The sequence below is a fragment of the Ensifer adhaerens genome, assembly GCF_002007205.1.
GTDB lineage: Bacteria > Pseudomonadota > Alphaproteobacteria > Rhizobiales > Rhizobiaceae > Ensifer > Ensifer adhaerens_D.
In genome coordinates this window covers 327,153-342,746 of sequence record NZ_LAZS01000010.1, presented here as the reverse complement: position 1 = coordinate 342,746, position 15,594 = coordinate 327,153, and the positions used below count along the sequence as shown (strand labels likewise).

At 63.8% G+C, this 15,594-nt stretch carries 17 protein-coding genes; 10 read left to right on the top strand and 7 right to left on the bottom strand.

The window, feature by feature from the left end:
• Nucleotides 1-113 precede the first annotated feature (113 nt).
• Nucleotides 114-443 (bottom strand): YciI family protein, encoded by a 330-nt coding sequence (locus XB14_RS23610; protein ID WP_077964757.1) that lies wholly within the window; start codon nucleotides 441-443, stop codon nucleotides 114-116.
• Between the two features lie 169 nt (nucleotides 444-612).
• Between XB14_RS23610 and XB14_RS23605 the strand changes: the two genes are divergently transcribed.
• From XB14_RS23605 to chrA, 4 genes are all read left to right on the top strand, one after another.
• The gene (locus XB14_RS23605; protein ID WP_077964756.1) at nucleotides 613-879 is read left to right on the top strand and encodes a hypothetical protein; all 267 of its coding nucleotides are present in this window, start codon (nucleotides 613-615) and stop codon (nucleotides 877-879) included.
• A gap of 225 nt (nucleotides 880-1,104) precedes the next feature.
• On the top strand, nucleotides 1,105-1,863 hold the full coding sequence (locus XB14_RS23600; RefSeq protein ID WP_077964755.1) for an alpha/beta hydrolase: 759 nt from the start codon (nucleotides 1,105-1,107) through the stop codon (nucleotides 1,861-1,863).
• Between the two features lie 284 nt (nucleotides 1,864-2,147).
• On the top strand, nucleotides 2,148-2,969 hold the full coding sequence (locus XB14_RS23595) for a chromate resistance protein ChrB domain-containing protein (RefSeq protein WP_077964754.1): 822 nt from the start codon (nucleotides 2,148-2,150) through the stop codon (nucleotides 2,967-2,969).
• Between the two features lies 1 nt (nucleotide 2,970).
• On the top strand, nucleotides 2,971-4,377 hold the full coding sequence (gene chrA / locus XB14_RS23590; protein ID WP_077964752.1) for a chromate efflux transporter: 1,407 nt from the start codon (nucleotides 2,971-2,973) through the stop codon (nucleotides 4,375-4,377).
• Nucleotides 4,378-4,392: 15 nt separating this feature from the next.
• Here the strand turns inward: chrA and XB14_RS32785 are convergent, their stop codons facing one another.
• The gene (locus tag XB14_RS32785) at nucleotides 4,393-4,587 is read right to left on the bottom strand and encodes a hypothetical protein (RefSeq protein WP_143348507.1); all 195 of its coding nucleotides are present in this window, start codon (nucleotides 4,585-4,587) and stop codon (nucleotides 4,393-4,395) included.
• Between the two features lie 251 nt (nucleotides 4,588-4,838).
• On the opposite strand from XB14_RS32785, the gene XB14_RS23585 reads away from it, so the two are divergent.
• From XB14_RS23585 to XB14_RS23560, 6 genes are all read left to right on the top strand, one after another.
• A complete protein-coding gene (locus tag XB14_RS23585; RefSeq protein ID WP_077964750.1) occupies nucleotides 4,839-5,867 on the top strand; it encodes an NAD(P)H-dependent flavin oxidoreductase in 1,029 nt (342 codons plus the stop codon).
• A 107-nt stretch (nucleotides 5,868-5,974) separates the two neighbouring features.
• Entirely contained in the window at nucleotides 5,975-6,907 is a 933-nt protein-coding gene (locus XB14_RS23580) for a LysR family transcriptional regulator (RefSeq protein ID WP_077964743.1), read from the top strand.
• Nucleotides 6,908-7,050: 143 nt separating this feature from the next.
• Nucleotides 7,051-7,764, top strand: coding sequence for an SDR family NAD(P)-dependent oxidoreductase (locus XB14_RS23575; RefSeq protein ID WP_077964742.1), 714 nt, complete (start codon nucleotides 7,051-7,053; stop codon nucleotides 7,762-7,764).
• A gap of 64 nt (nucleotides 7,765-7,828) precedes the next feature.
• Nucleotides 7,829-8,068 (top strand): tautomerase family protein, encoded by a 240-nt coding sequence (locus tag XB14_RS23570; protein WP_077964741.1) that lies wholly within the window; start codon nucleotides 7,829-7,831, stop codon nucleotides 8,066-8,068.
• Nucleotides 8,069-8,306: 238 nt separating this feature from the next.
• Nucleotides 8,307-9,047 carry a response regulator gene (locus XB14_RS23565; RefSeq protein WP_077964740.1) on the top strand — a complete coding sequence of 247 codons (741 nt, stop codon included), beginning with the start codon at nucleotides 8,307-8,309 and terminating at the stop codon, nucleotides 9,045-9,047.
• Nucleotides 9,044-10,378: a sensor histidine kinase gene (locus tag XB14_RS23560; protein WP_077964728.1), complete on the top strand. Its 1,335-nt coding sequence runs from the start codon at nucleotides 9,044-9,046 to the stop codon at nucleotides 10,376-10,378. Before XB14_RS23565 ends, XB14_RS23560 begins: the two co-directional genes overlap by 4 nt.
• 178 nt (nucleotides 10,379-10,556) lie before the next feature.
• Here the strand turns inward: XB14_RS23560 and XB14_RS23555 are convergent, their stop codons facing one another.
• The 5 genes from XB14_RS23555 to XB14_RS23535 all read right to left on the bottom strand — a co-directional run bounded on the left by XB14_RS23555 (nucleotide 10,557) and on the right by XB14_RS23535 (nucleotide 15,527).
• Nucleotides 10,557-10,973 carry an organic hydroperoxide resistance protein gene (locus tag XB14_RS23555; protein WP_077964727.1) on the bottom strand — a complete coding sequence of 139 codons (417 nt, stop codon included), beginning with the start codon at nucleotides 10,971-10,973 and terminating at the stop codon, nucleotides 10,557-10,559.
• Nucleotides 10,974-11,259: 286 nt separating this feature from the next.
• Entirely contained in the window at nucleotides 11,260-12,312 is a 1,053-nt protein-coding gene (locus XB14_RS23550; protein ID WP_077964726.1) for an alpha/beta fold hydrolase, read from the bottom strand.
• Nucleotides 12,313-12,474: 162 nt separating this feature from the next.
• On the bottom strand, nucleotides 12,475-13,416 hold the full coding sequence (locus XB14_RS23545; protein WP_077964725.1) for a GlxA family transcriptional regulator: 942 nt from the start codon (nucleotides 13,414-13,416) through the stop codon (nucleotides 12,475-12,477).
• Nucleotides 13,417-13,491: 75 nt separating this feature from the next.
• On the bottom strand, nucleotides 13,492-14,130 hold the full coding sequence (locus XB14_RS23540; RefSeq protein ID WP_077964720.1) for a VOC family protein: 639 nt from the start codon (nucleotides 14,128-14,130) through the stop codon (nucleotides 13,492-13,494).
• Between the two features lie 53 nt (nucleotides 14,131-14,183).
• Entirely contained in the window at nucleotides 14,184-15,527 is a 1,344-nt protein-coding gene (locus tag XB14_RS23535; protein WP_077964718.1) for an epoxide hydrolase family protein, read from the bottom strand.
• Between the last annotated feature and the right edge of the window lie 67 nt (nucleotides 15,528-15,594).

Here is a 15,594-nt window from a genome sequence, read left to right as displayed (position 1 = left end):
AGGGAGGGGCAGGCGGAGACGAAGCGCGCACCCGCCGAAGCCACGGCGCCGCAGCGGCAAACGGCCGATGAGGCCGAATCTCTGCTCGCCGCTCAGGTATCGTGGGCGGCTCCTTAAGGAGTTTCGAGCGGCCACACCTCGACCACTCCGTGCGCAACCGCGCAAGGGCTCCGCGAGACCATGTCGATTGCTTCGGCGAGATCGACGGCTTCGATGACAGCGAAGCCGGCCACCGGCAGCGCCGATGACAGGAATGGGCCATCCTTCGTTTCGACGCTCGCCGCGTCCGGGTTGCGCACCTGCACCGGCGTGCCGGCGATCCCCATCAAGGCTCCTCCAGCCAGAAGCTCTGCATCATGGGCATGCGCCGCATCGCGAACGGCCTCCGCCGTCCGATCGTAACCAGCGCGATCGCCATATCCGATGGTCACGAATTTTGGCATGGGTATTCCTCCGATCTACGAAGCGGACAGCGAGCTCGGATAGCTGTGTCCGCCCCTAGCTCCGACGGGCTAATTGACAGCCCGCTCGCCAGACAGTTCCGTGGGGAAACGCGGATACCAAGGGAAAGTTCGACGAAACCGGCGTCCGTGCCATGACAGGGAGGATGCAATGCCAACCATCATCGCCCATCACAACATCAGCAAAGGCGCGGAACATTGGCTGAACTCGCCGAAGCGCAAGGAGTTCTTCGGCACGCTTGGCGTGACGAACATTCGAACCTTCGTCGATCCGCAAGATCCGAGCCGCGTGGCCATTCTCATGGACGTTCCTGATATGGACGCTCTGTCCAAGGCGATGCAGAGCGAAGTCGCAGCCGATGCGATGACCTCTGACGGGGTCGTGCCGGAATCGATCGTGATCCTCGTAGAGCGATAGGCATCCCGCCTCTCCGACGATCGACCCAAGAACCATGGATCATCGCGCATGCCGCGATCGATCGGCTGCGCCGCACCGAGCGCCGCGGCTGAACGGTTCAATCCCCAGCAGCCAGCCTTGCGCTACACTGCGGTACATCCCCGCGCGATGGCGGACACAACCGGGATACGTCGGTCTTAGAGACTGTGATCATCCGTTCACGAAACCGAATGAAGGATCGATCACATGCGCCGCCGGATTTTCTCCACTTTCGCCCTCGCCTTCGCGACAAGCGTCGTCGCCTTTGCCGCGCAAGCAGCCGAGATCAAGAACATCGTCATCGTGCACGGGGCTTTCGCCGACGGTTCCGGCTGGCGCCAGGCCTCCGAAATTCTCGAGCGCCGCGGCTTCAACGTGACCGTCGTCCAGGAGCCGTTGACGTCACTCGCCGCGGACATCGAGGCGACGAACCGCATCCTCGACCTGCAGGATGGTCCGACCCTCCTCGTCGGGCACAGCTATGGCGGCATGGTCATCACCGAGGCCGGCCATCATCGCAAGGTCGAGGGGCTGGTTTACGTGGCGGCGTTCCAGCCCGACAAGGGTGAAAACCTGGCGACGCTCGCCGGTTCGAAGCCGGCGGCCGCCATGAGCATCCGAGAAACCGCCGACGGAAAGTATCTCTACCTCGATCCCAAGGCATTTCCGGCCGACTTCGCCGCCGATTTGCCCGCGGAGGAGGCCGCCTTTGCCGCGAAATCGCAGGTCCTTGCCGCCAAGGATATTTTCGGCACCAAGGTCGGCGACCCGGCCTGGCGCACGAAGAAGAGCTGGGCGATCGTTGCGACCGAGGATCGCGCCATCAATCCGGATCTCGAGCGCGACATGGCCAAGCGCGCCGGCAGCCAGGTGAGCGAAATCAAGGCGAGCCACGCCGTCTTTGCATCGCAGCCGGAAAAGGTCGCCGGCGTCATCGAGGCCGCGGCCAAGGAGGTCGGCAATTAGCCCGAATGCCGCCTTCTGCGACCTGAGTGTGACCTTCGGCACTCAGGTCGCTTCCTCGACGTTGAGTGACACCTGCCGACAAAGACCTGTAACAATCCTTCGATAGCTTGCCCGGTAACACCTCTGCGCGAAACGCTCCCGCCGTGTCCGTAAAGTCGCCGCCGAACCGTGGCTTGACAGCTTGCAGCGAACGGCGGCAAACTTTGTGCATGGGGGTGCGATCACCCCATGAGGCGCCAGCCGAAGCATCGCGTCCATAGAACCGCTCATCCGGAGGACGCGTCATGTCGTCATATCTCGAAATATCATCGGAAAAACTCGCCCGCCTCATCGGCACACCGAACTGTCCCGCGCTGATCGACGTTCGCGTCGACGAGGACTTCGACGCCGATCCGCGTCTCGTCCCGGGGTCTTGCCGGCGGGACTACCGCACCGTGCAGGACTGGTTGGATGGCGTCGACAAGGCGTCGGCGATCATCATCTGCCAGCAGGGCAAGAAGCTAAGCCATGGCATTGCCGCCTGGTTGCGCAATGCCGGCGTCTCCGCCGATGTCCTCGAAGGCGGCTTCGAGGCCTGGGTCGAAGGCGGCAACCCCACCGTGCCATCTTCGGCGATACCGGAACGGAACGCCCGCGGGCAGACCGTCTGGGTCACCCGTGCGCGGCCGAAGATCGACCGCATTGCCTGCCCGTGGCTGATTCGGCGCTTCGTCGATCCGAATGCTGTTTTCCTCTACGTTGCGCCGTCGGAGGTCGAGATGGTCGGCGAGCGCTTCGGGGCGACACCGTTCGACATCGACGCGCCCGTCCGTTGGAGCCATCGCGGCGAGCGCTGCACCTTCGACATCATGGTCGAGGAGTTCGCGCTTGCCACAGCCCCGTTGCTGCGGCTCGCCACAATCGTGCGTGCTGCCGATACCGCCCGCCTCGAGCTCGCGCCCGAGGCATCGGGCCTGCTTGCGGCCTCTCTCGGTCTCTCGCGCATGTATGCCGATGATCTCGAACAACTGGAGGCGGGCATGCTGCTTTACGACGCTTTCTATCGCTGGTGCCGCGATGCTACCAACGAAACCCACAACTGGCCCTCGCCCAAGAAGGACGCCTGAAATGACCGACATTACGGACAAGGCCGCGCCGAAACCGGCGCGGCAACGGGAGAGCCACGGCATTTCGTTCGGCGAAGCGGTCCGGGTCTGGGCGCGGATCGCGGCGCTGAGCTTCGGCGGGCCGGCCGGGCAGATCGCGGTGATGCACCGCATCCTCGTCGATGAAAAACGCTGGATCGGCGAACACCGTTTCCTGCATGCGCTCAACTACTGCATGCTGCTGCCGGGACCCGAGGCGCAGCAGCTTGCCGTCTATATCGGCTGGCTGCTGCACCGCACCGCCGGCGGCCTCGTTGCCGGCATCCTCTTCGTGCTTCCGGGGGTCCTGGCGATCCTGGGCCTGAGCTACATCTACGCCGCCTTCGGCAATGTCACCGTTGTCGAAGGCCTGTTCTTCGGGCTCAAGGCCGCGGTGCTTGCGGTCGTCGTTCAGGCCGTCTTCCGCATCGGTGGGCGGGCGCTGAAGAACGAGGTTATGATCGGCATTGCCGCGGCCGCCTTCATCGCCATCTTCGTTTTCCGGATCCCCTTCCCGCTCATCATCCTTGCAGCCGGCGTGCTTGGCTATATCGGCGCCCGTTCCGGCTCCCCCTTTTTCCGCATCGGCGGCGGGCACAAGGCCGGCGCAGGTCCTGTGCTCAGGGACGAAGATTCCGCCCTCGGCGAGGAAATCCCCGCGCACGCACGCCCGAATCTCGCCTGGTCACTGCGGGTCTCGGCGATCCTGCTCGCCCTGTGGCTGGTGCCGCTGGCGCTGCTCGTCGCCATCCTCGGCACGGGCAACGTCTTCAGCCAGATCGGCCTGTTCTTCAGCCAGATGGCGGTGGTCACCTTCGGCGGCGCCTATGCCGTGCTCGCCTATGTCGCGCAAGAGGCCGTGCAGCACTACGGCTGGCTGAAGCCGGGCGAGATGCTCGACGGGCTCGGCATGGCCGAGACGACGCCCGGCCCGCTGATCATGGTGGTGCAATTCGTCGGCTTCATGGGCGCCTATCGCGATCCCGGCACGCTTTCCCCCATGGCGGCGGCGACACTTGGAGCGATGCTGACGACCTGGGTCACCTTCGTTCCCTGCTTCCTCTGGATCTTCCTGGGCGCGCCCTTCATCGAGCGGCTGCGGAACAACGTCGCGCTGACCGGCGCCATGTCGGCAATCACCGCGGCCGTCGTCGGGGTCATCCTCAACCTCGCCGTCTGGTTCGGACTGCACACGCTGTTTGCAGAGGTGGTCGCCTGGAGGTTCGGGCCGCTGGCGCTCGACATCCCGGTACTCGCGTCGCTGGTGCTGCCGTCGCTTCTGCTGACCTTGGCGGCGGGCATGGCGATCTTCCGCTTCAATGTATCGGTCATTACGACGCTGCTCGCCTGCGCACTCGCCGGCATGGCCTGGACGCTGGCAACGAGCTGACGGCGGAGCCGGCGCTCAGTCGTCGTAGACGGATTGCGGCAGGTGAAATCCCTCCGGCAATTGCGATCCGTAGTGGCGCTCCTCCGGTGGTGGCGGCGGAGGCTCGCGGTGCTTTATCGCGCGAGCCGCAAGCACGGCCTTCAGCTGCACGGGCCGATAGTGTTCGACAAGGCTCGGAAGTGCTTCTTGTTTGTCCGACTGTCGTGACATCGGGGGCCTCTCGGGTACGTCTCGCCACCAACAACAATGCCAGTCAATCGACCGCTCCGCAACCGCCGCCGAGCGATCGACAATCCGGCGGCAGGGCCGTGAGAGGCCGAGCATGCTTCCGTCCCAGTTGCCTTCAGCGGCCCACAAGATATTCGGGTGAACTGCGGCACATCCCCTTGCGTCCGCCGCCGCTCACCCTAACTCTGCAGCGCGGCCAGATGGCAGGCAAACACACAGCGAGGACATGGAACATGCAGGGCACCCTTGCGAAACTCGGCCTGAGACATCCCTTGATCGTCGCACCGATGGCCGGAGGCCCCTCGTCGCCCGCGCTCGTGGCAGCCTCTTCGGCCGCCGGCGCGCTGGGCTCGATCGGCGCCGCCTATTCGAGCGCGGGGGCGATCGCCGAGTTCGTCCAGAACGTACGCGCCCGCACGGACCGTCCCTTCGCCATCAACCTCTTCGTCCAGCATCCGCAGCCGAAGGTCGACGCCACGGCGCTCGAGCGCGCCTTGCGCGCGACGGAGGGATACCGCGCCGAACTCGGCCTACCCACACCGGAATTCGCGGCGCCCTACGAAGAGGATTTCGACCAGCAGTTCGAGGCCGTGCTGCGGGCAAAGCCTGCGGTGCTCAGTTTCGTCTTCGGCGTTCTTTCCGCCGAGCACATGCGCACTGCCCGCGAGGCGGGAATGCTGATCATCGGCACGGCAACGACACCGGAGGAAGCCCTGGCGCTCGAAGAGAGTGGCGTCGACGCCATCACGCTCCAGGGATACGAGGCCGGCGGCCATCGCGGCATCTTCGACCCGTCTGCCGAGGACAGCGAAATCGGGCTTGAAGACCTGCTCGCCCGAAGCCTCGAGAAGGTCAAGGTGCCGCTCATCGCCGCGGGCGGGATCATGACGGGTTCCGATATCCGGTCCATCCTCGCAAGAGGCGCCAGCGCCGTGCAGATGGGCACGGCTTTCCTTGCAACCTCCGAAGCCGGGACATCGGCGCCCTATCGCGCAGCGCTGCAGGGCGCCGAGCGGAAGACACGGACGACGCGGGCCTTCTCGGGTCGGTTTGCCCGCGGCGTCGAAAACCGCTTCATGAACGAGGTCGATGCCGCCACCGTGATGCCGTTTCCGGCCCAGAACAAGTTCACGCGCGACATCAGGGCAGCGTCCACGGCCAAGGGTTCGCCAGATTTTCTGTCCCTATGGTCTGGTACCGGCAAGGGCGAGCTTTGGCAGGGCCCGGCGTCCGATTTGATCGCCCGCCTTTTTCCGGCGTAGTCCGGGAGGCGCAGCGCTCGCCGGTGCGCGCTGTCGCCCCCTTTACTTCCGCCGCTTTGCAGGTGAATTCTTGCTGATTGACGACAACTCTTGCGAAAGTCGGCAGAATGGATCGTATCGACGCGATGAAGGTCTTCGTGACCGCGGTCGACGAAGGTAGCCTCGCGGCGGCAGCCCGGCGGCTGAAGCGATCGCCGACCGCCGTCAGTCGCGCGCTGAACCTGCTCGAGGCCCATGTCGGCGTCGAACTCCTGCATCGAACGACCCGGTCGCTGAAACTCAGCGAAGCCGGCCAGCGCTATGCAGAGGCCTGCCGGCGGGTACTGATCGACCTCGAAGAGGCCGACATACTCGCGGGCGGCGAACGCGCGGCCCCACACGGCACACTGACGATCTCCGCCCCGCCGATCGTCGGCGAAGAAATCCTGCGTCCGATCCTCGACGACTTCCTCCATCTTTACCCGGCGGTTTCAGTCCGGCTTCTGCTGCTCGACCGCTTCGTGAACCTGGTCGATGAAGGCGTCGATCTCGCCCTGCGCATCGGGCATCTCGCCGACTCGTCGCTGATCTCGACACGCATCGGCGGCGATATCAGGCGCGTCGTCGTCGCCTCTCCACGCTATCTTGCCAACCACCCAAGGATCGGCGAGCCGCTCGACCTTGCCAAGCAGCAGATCATCGCCTTCACCAATTTCGGCCTGGATTCCTGGACGTTCACGCCAGCCGAGGGCTCGCTGATCCCCCGCACGGTGCAGTTCACGCCGCGATACGTCGTCAACAGCGTGCGTGCCGCGGTCGATTCCGCCGTCGCAGGAACCGGTCTCGTCCGGCTCTATTCCTATCATGTCGCCAGCCAGGTCAAAGAAGGGCGGCTGCAGATCGTGCTGGCCGATGCCGAGCATCCGCCGATGCCGGTTCATCTGCTTGCGCCGCAAGGCCGCATGTCGGTTCCAAAGGTTCGTGCCTTTGCCGATTTCGCCCTGCCGCGCCTGCGAACCGAATTCGCGCGCATGGCGACGGAAGCCGGGTCGCTCAGCTGATTATGCCGAATTCCGGTTGATTGATCACCGATCGCCGTCAATTCTCCCAAACATCGGATGGGTCTAAATCTGATTGCACCAACGCCGAGGGCGGAGGACGGGCCGAACGAAGCGCCCGTTGCAATCGAAGAAGGATCACATCCATGAGCAACGAACAAAAAGTCGCGATCATTACCGGTGCATCGCAGGGTATCGGCGCCGCCCTGGTGCGCGCCTACCGCGATCGCAACTATCGTGTCATCGCCACGTCCCGCTCCATTCAGGAGAGCGCGGATGGCGGCGTTCTCGCCATCGCCGGCGATATCGGCAACCCCGAGACTGCCGAGCGGGTCGTTCGCCAGGGCCTCGAACGGTTCGGCCGTATCGACACGCTGGTCAACAATGCCGGCGTTTTCACCGCCAAGCCCTTCACCGAATTCACCCAGGAAGACTACGACCTGAACATGAGCGTCAATGTCGCCGGCTTCTTCCACGTCACCCAACGCGCCGCACGCGAGATGCTGAAGCAGGGCTCCGGCCACATCGTCAGCATCACCACCAGCCTGGTCAATCAGCCGATCGCCGGCGTGCCCGCGGCGCTCGCTTCCATCACCAAGGGCGGCCTCAATTCTGTAACCCAGGCGCTCGCCATCGAATTCGCGACGTCAGGCGTTCGCGTCAACGCGGTTTCGCCCGGGATCATCAAGACGCCAATGCACGCACCGGAAACGCATGCTGCGCTCTCGACGCTTCACCCGGTCGGCCGCATGGGCGAGATCCGCGATATCGTCGATGCCGTTCTCTACCTCGAGAGCGCCGGCTTCGTGACCGGCGAGATCCTGCATGTGGACGGCGGCCAGAATGCAGGACGCTGGTAGGCACCTAGCTCTCCAGTCAAACGCGGCACCTGGGGTGCCTCTAACATCTAGAAAGGAAACGGCAATGCCGATCGTTACAGTTCAGGTGACCCGCGAGGGCACCACGCCGGAGCGCCATGCGGTGACGGCAGAGGAAAAGGCCGAGATCATCAAGGGCGTCAGCCAGGTGCTGCTCGACGTGCTCAACAAGCCGCTGGAATCGACCTATGTGGTCATCGAGGAAGTCGACCTCGATAATTGGGGCTGGGGCGGCCTGCCCACCGCCCAGTACCGTGCTCAGCGGGCCGCGCAAGCAAGGGCCTGACGCCTCCAGCCACAGTTCCTGCAACCCGTCGCTTGACAGCAAGCGGCGGGTTTCGTTTGCAAAATTGTGTCGAAATGTATCGGGAGACGCTTGCATTACATTCGCATGCAAGTCTGGATGCTGCGAACACACCGACGACATATGCCGAGCGTCAACCAGACGGGGCTCGTGTCGCGAAGCCCTGAGCAAACGATGCCGGCAAGATGCAAAGACCGTACCGGCTTGAGGAGTTGTCCCGATGGATCATATCGACCACGTGCTGATCGTCGATGACGACCGTGAGATCCGGGAACTCGTGTCGAGTTACCTCAAGAAGAACGGCTTGCGCGCAACCGCTGTCGCCGACGGGCGGCAGATGCGCAGCTTCCTCGAGGGCGATACGGTCGATTTGATCGTGCTCGACGTGATGATGCCGGGCGACGACGGGCTGGTGCTCAGCCGCGAACTGCGCGCCGGCAGGCACAAGGCGATCCCGATCATCATGCTGACCGCCCGCTCGGACGAGATGGACCGCATTCTCGGGCTGGAAATGGGCGCGGACGACTATCTCTCCAAGCCTTTTTCCGCGCGCGAACTGCTTGCCCGCATCAAGGCCGTGCTTCGGCGCGCCCGTATGCTGCCGCCCAATCTGCAGATCTCCGAGGCCGGACAGTTGCTGCGCTTCGGCCGATGGAAGCTCGACACGACGGCGCGGCACCTGATCGATGCCGATGGCACCGTGATCGCGCTGAGCGGAGCGGAGTATCGGCTGCTGAAGGTGTTCATCGACCACCCCCAGCGCGTGCTCAACCGCGACCAGCTGCTCAATCTCACGCAAGGCCGCGAGGCCGACCTCTTCGATCGCTCGATCGACCTGCTCGTCAGCCGGGTCCGCCAGCGACTCGGCGATGACGCCCGCGAGCCGGCCTACATCAAGACGGTGCGCAGCGAAGGCTATGTCTTCTCGGTGCCGATCGAGATCGTGGAGGCGCGTGAATGACGACGAACGCTGCTGAAAGAGGCTTTCGACTATGGCCGCGCACGCTCAGGGCGCGGCTCTTTGTTATTCTGCTGGCCGGCCTCGCCATCGCACATGTGATGTCGTTCACAGTTCTATTCTTCGAGCGCTACATGGCAGCCAAGTCTGTCATGTTCAACACGCTCGAAAACGACATAGCGACCTCGATCGCAATCCTCGACCGCCTGCCCGCGGACGAGCGTGCCTCCTGGCTCAATCGCCTCAGCCGCGACAACTACGGCTTCATTCTCGGACCGGGCGCTTCCGGCAACCCCTCGGTCGATCCGGCCACTGCGGAGCTCTCCGCCAACATCCAGCGCGCGACCGGCCCGAAATATCCGGTCACCGTCGAGACGATCCCCGGCGATCGCCGCCACGTGCAAGCGCATCTGACATTGAGCGACGGCTCGCCGCTGACGATCGACGTCTATCCCAAGGGGGTCATGCCGCTCGCCGACTGGCTGCCTTACGTGCTGCTGGCGCAACTCGCGCTCCTGCTTTTCTGCAGCTGGTTTGCCATGCGGCAGGCCGTCCGCCCGCTCGTCAACCTTGCCGCAGCGGCCGACACGCTCGACCCGAACCGCAACACGCCGCGGCTCAGTGAAACCGGCCCGACGGAGGTCGCCTATGCGGCAACCGCTTTCAATGCCATGCGCGACCGCATCGCCCAGTATCTTGAAGAACGTGTCCAGATCCTTGCAGCCATTTCCCACGACCTGCAGACGCCGATCACGCGCATGAAACTGCGCGCGGAGATGGCCGAGGATTTCGCCGATCGCGAGAAGCTGATCCAGGATCTCGGCCAGATCGAAAGCCTGGTGAAAGAAGGCGTTGCCTATGCGCGCAGCGCCCACGGCAATGTCGAGAAATCGACGCGCGTCGACCTCGCCTCATTTATTGAAAGCCTCGTCTACGATTATCAGGACACCGGCAAGTCCGTCAGCGCCAGCGATATCGATGGCGGCACGGTCACAACCCGGCCGCAGGCGCTCAGGCGCATTCTCACCAACCTCGTCGACAACGCGCTCAAATTCGCAGGCAGCGCCGAGATCGAGGCACGGCGGCTTGCTGACGATACGGTGGTTATCAGCGTGCTCGACCGCGGGCCGGGCATCCCGGATGATCAACTGGGCGCGGTGTTGAAACCCTTCGTCCGGCTGGAGGATTCCCGCAATCGCGAGACCGGCGGGACCGGGCTTGGTCTCGCCATCGCCCAGCAGTTGGCAGTCTCCATCAACGCGTCTCTGACCTTGAGCAATCGTGACGGCGGCGGCCTTTTGGGCGAGCTGGTGATCCGCCCGCCGCAAAGCTGAATACTGGCGAAAGTCATTCATAATTATATATTTCATATCAATGATATATTGGCGTTCTTTAACGTGAAGGCGGAGCCAAGCTCGCGGTTCCCCGGACTCGACCGCAAGGGGCCTGACACGAAAAGAGCGGCGGCCATGATGGCCGCCGCTTCCTTAGGCGATGAATTGCAGGTGCGGATCAGACAAGATTGATGGTTACGTCGATGTTGCCGCGAGTCGCCTTGGAATAGGGGCAGGTCTGATGCGCGGCATCAACCAGGCGACGCGCAACGTCCGCGTCGATCCCCGGCAGGCTGACATTCAGCCGCGCCTTCAGGAAGTAGCCGCCGTCACGGTTCAAAAGGTCCACTTCGGCATCGACGGCAACGTCGGCGGGGAGCGCAATCTTCGACTGGCCGGCCGCCAGGCCGATCGCGCCGATGAAACACGCCGACCAGCCGGCGGCAAAGAGCTGCTCCGGGTTGGTCCCCGGCCGGGAGCTGCCGGGCGTGGAAAGCTTGGTGTCGAGGCGCCCGTCGTCGCTCCGGGTGGCGCCGTCGCGGCCGCCGGTCGTGTGGGTCTTGCCGGTGTAGAGTACCTTTTCAGCTTCGCTCATGATGTTGGTCCTTTCGACAGGATTGCCGTCCGGGCCCGATTGCCCTGCGACTATCGAGACGCATCTGGCGCCCACGACGTGTCTGTGATGTTTCACCGAAAGCCCGGAAATGTACGCAAGCTTGCCAGATGCCGGTGCAGATACACGCTGATACGAGGCGCCCATGGCATCGCGCCTGCATGGCGCGACGCCGCATCCGGCAGGTCCTGGCCCCGATCAGCGCACAAAAAAAGCGCGGGACCGATAAACCGGACCCCGCGCCTCCACGCATTCAGCGGGAGAAGAACTAGAAACGGTCGACGGCGACGATCGCCTCGGCGAAGGCCAAAGGCGCCTCCTGCGGCAGGTTATGGCCTATACCGCCGGGGATCAGCCGGTGCTCGTACTTGCCGGAGAAGCGCTTGGCATAGGCCGATGGGTCCGGATGCGGCGCGCCGTTGGCATCTCCCTCGAGCGTGATGGTCGGGACGGTGATCGTCGGGAACTGTGCCAGCCGCTTTTCGAGGTCGTCAAACTTCGCCTCTCCCTCGACGAGGCTGAGGCGCCAGCGGTAGTTGTGGATCGAAATGGCGACATGGTCAGGGTTTTCGAGCGCTTCGGCACTCCTGTCGAAGGTGGCGTCGTCGAAATTCCACTTCGGCGAAGCTAGCTTCCAGATCAGTCGGGCGAACTCCTTGTGATTCTGCTTGTAGCCGTCATACCCCCGCTCGGTGGCGAAGTAGAATTGGTACCACCAGGCAAGCTCGGCCTGCGGCGACAGCGGCTTCCTGTTCACGTCCTGGCTGCCGATCAGATAGCCGCTGACGGAGACCAGCGCCTTGCAACGTTCGGGCCAGAGCGCCGCGATGATGTTGGCGGTTCGCGCACCCCAGTCGCAGCCGCCGATGACTGCCTTTTCGATCTTGAGCGCATCCATCAGGGCAATGATGTCCGTAGCGATCGCCGCCTGCTGGCCGTTCCGAGGTGTGTCGGCAGAGAGAAACCGGGTCGTGCCGTAGCCGCGCAGATAGGGGACGATGACGCGGTAGCCGGCATTTGCCAAAAGCGGCGCCACGTCCACATAGGTGTGGATGTCATAGGGCCAGCCGTGCAGGAGAACGACGACCGGGGCGTCGCTGGCGCCAAGTTCGGCGTAGCCGACGTTGAGCACACCGGCATCGATCTGCTTGAGGGTCGCGAAGGATTTGTTTGTCCCGGGCGTGACGGCCGGCAGGCGTGGAGCGTCAGCGGTTCCCGATTGCGAGCTCGCGAAGGTTGCCGAAGCGAACTGCGTCGCAGCCAGCGAGAGCGCAATTGCGCCGATGAAACGACGGCGTGGGTGGTTGATATCGTCCGACATTGGGAACCTCCGGTGAACTGAACTGCAATCAGAAATGAAGTACCGGTGTATCCCGATCGTGTGCTCTGCCGCCCCGATTGAAAGTGCATGTAGAAACAGAAGCGTTGGATACACGGCGATACAATCGAGTTCCTCTGCGCCGCCGCCGCTGTGCCGCAAGCCTCAGACAATGCCTTCGCGCGCATTGCGCCGGATCGTCTGGGGCGGTTGCCCGAGCGTGCGCAGGAAGGCCCTACGCATGCGATCACTGTCGGCAAAGCCTGTCTGCTCGGCAATCACGTCCATGGAGTGACGCCCCTGCTCCATCAAAAGGCGCGCGGCTTCCACGCGCAGATGCTCGACGGCCTTGGCCGGCGACTGGCCGGTCTCGGAACGGAAGGCGCGGCTGAACTGGCGCGCGCTCAGGCCCGCAGCGTCCGCAAGTTCCTCGACCGACAAGACATTGCGCAAGTTGGCCTTGGCGTAGTTGACGGACTTCTGGATGCGGTCCGACTTCGGATCGAGTTCGAGTAGTGCCGAGAATTGCGACTGGCCGCCGGCACGCCGGTGATAGACGACGAGCTTGCGGGCGACTTGGCGCGCAACATCCTCGCCATGGTCCTTTTCGATCATCGCCAGCGCCAGGTCGATGCTGGCCGTCATGCCGGCAGAGGTCCACACGCTGCCGTCGACGATGAAGATGCGATCTTCCTCGACCCGCACCTCCGGGAAACGCTCTCGCAGCTGACGCGCAAACACCCAATGGGTCGTCGCACGACGGCCGTCGAGCAGTCCGGACTCCGCCAGGATGAAAGCGCCGGTACAAGGTGCGGCCACCCGCCGCGATGCCTTGAGCGCGTGGCGCGCGAAAGCGACCAGCCCGGGAGAGACCGGTTCGATTTCGGTCCCCGCGCCAAACATGACGGTTTCATAGACCGCATCGTCGAAGGCCTTCGTCAGCACGCCGAAGCCGGCGGACGACTTGATCTCGCCGCCAGCCTCCGACAGCAATTCGATTTCGTAGGCCTGTTCCCCGAGCGTCAGATTGGCGACCTCAAAGGCGGTGACCGCCGCAAACCCCATGAGCTGAAACCGCGGAAAGACGACGTAGCCGATCCTGTGCATGCCATCCTCCTGTCTCGAATGGTCGTTTGTACCATATTTACGCCATGGGTGAAACACGGACGGTCGGGGCAATGCCTACTTGGGAAGCGGCTTGCCCGCGTGTTCGGCAACCATGTAGGCCGCATACCAATCCGGCCAGTTATGATCGTGTTCACCGCCGTTGCGTTTCTCATGTTCGCCATGCGCGGCAGCCGCGCGACGCAGAGCCGCCGCAAGATCGGCAACCGAAACGAAGCCTGTGACGTCGCTATCGACCCGCCCGGGCAGGCGCTCGGTCACTTCCTGCAGCAGCCAGCCGTTGCCATCGGGGTCGCTGAAGGTGGCGTAGGAACGGTAGCTGCGGCGCGCCGGATCACGGCCGCTGATTGGCGGTTGTCCGGGGCCTTCGCGGTGGAAGACTTCACTGACCTCCGCGCCGCGTTCAACAAGCTCCGCTCGCGCGGCTTCTATATCCGAGACCACGAGATAGAGCCCGCTTGCCGAGCCGGGAGTGGCCGAGGTCAACCCCGTGCCGAAGTGGATCGACGCCGGCGAGCCCGGCGGGGTGAACTGAACGACGCGAAACGCATCGCCGACGGGAAAGTCGGCATCGAGCCGCCAACCGAGGCGGCCATAGAAACTCGTGGCGCGATCCACATCCGCGACCGGAATGACCGCGACCTCAAACTTCAGATCAATCGATGGCGCTCTGTTGTTGCTGTCTGCACCTGTCATGACACTTCTCCGTTGTTGCGACGGTGGGGCGCGCGTTCGCACGCCCCTTCCTTTCAGCTCGGTTGACGCAGTGACTTGAAGGACGCTCTCAGTTCATCGACCAGGGCTTGCGGCTGTTCCCAGGCTGCAAAGTGGCCGCCCTTGGCGAGGCGATTATAATGGATGAGCTTGGGGAACGCCTTCTCCGCCCAGGACTTTGGCGCTTGATAGAGTTCGTCCGGGAAGGCGCTGACGGCCACCGGGATCTGCACGCCCTTCGGCTGGAAGAAGGCGAGCTTGTTCTCCCAATAGAGCCGCGCCGAGGACACGGCGGTATTGGTCAGCCAGTAGAGCGTGATGTTGTCGAGCACGTCGTCGCGGCTTAAGCCTTCCGACTGACCGTCGAAGACCCGAGCGATCAGCTCGTAGCTGCGGGCGTCGTGGTCGAGCATCCAGCTCGCAAGGCCGATCGGCGAATCCTCAATGCCGTAAAGGGTTTGCGGACGCTTGCTCATCTCCTGCGCATAGGAGAGACCGTTCCTGTAGAAGAAGTCGAGCTGCTCATAGGCGCGGCGCTCGTCGGCCGAGAGGTTCGCTGGCGCCGGCTGGCCGGAATCCAGGCTCTTCTGGATCTCGGCCGGAACGGTCGCCGGCATGTTGGTGTGTATGCCGAGCAGACCGGCCGGCTGCTGCAGCGCCATCTGCTCGGTGACCGCATCGCCCCAGTCACCACCCTGCGCGACGTAATGTGTGTAGCCGAGACGCTGCACCAGCACCGCCCAGGCCCTTGCGATCCTGACCGGATCCCATCCGCGTTCCGTCGGCTTGCCCGAGAAGCCGTAGCCGGGCAACGAAGGAATGACCACGTCGAAGGCATCGGCCTTACTGCCGCCGTGCGCCGTGGGGTTCGTCAGCGGATCGATGATCTTCAACTGCTCGATGATCGAGCCCGGCCAGCCGTGGGTGACGATCAGCGGCATCGCGTTCTTGTGCTTGGAGCGCACGTGAATGAAGTGGATGTCGACGCCGTCGATATTGGTCACGAACTGCGGCAGGTCGTTGAGCTTCTTCTCCACCCGGCGCCAATCGTAATCGGTCGCCCAATAGTCGGCGAGCTTCTGCATGGTGGCGAGCTGAACGCCTTGAGTACCGTCGGCCACCAGTTCCCGGTCCGGCCACTTGGTCGCCGCTATACGCTGCTTTAGGTCGGCAAGTGCGGCATCGCTGGCATGGTACTGGAATGGACGGACGGATTCGTCGGCCGCGAGCCTTGCCGCAACCGTGATCTGTAGGCTGCCCGCCGAAGAGGCACCTGCGGCATGGGCGGCGAGCGGCGGAAGCAGGATCGCGATCGCTCCGGACAGCGCGAAGGCGGCCAAGCGACTGCGCTTGGCAGTTGGCAAATAGCGTCTGGACATCATCATTCTCCTGGTTCGAGGGACGGCGATGCCCTGAGGCATCGCCACGTAAATCCGGGATGGGAGG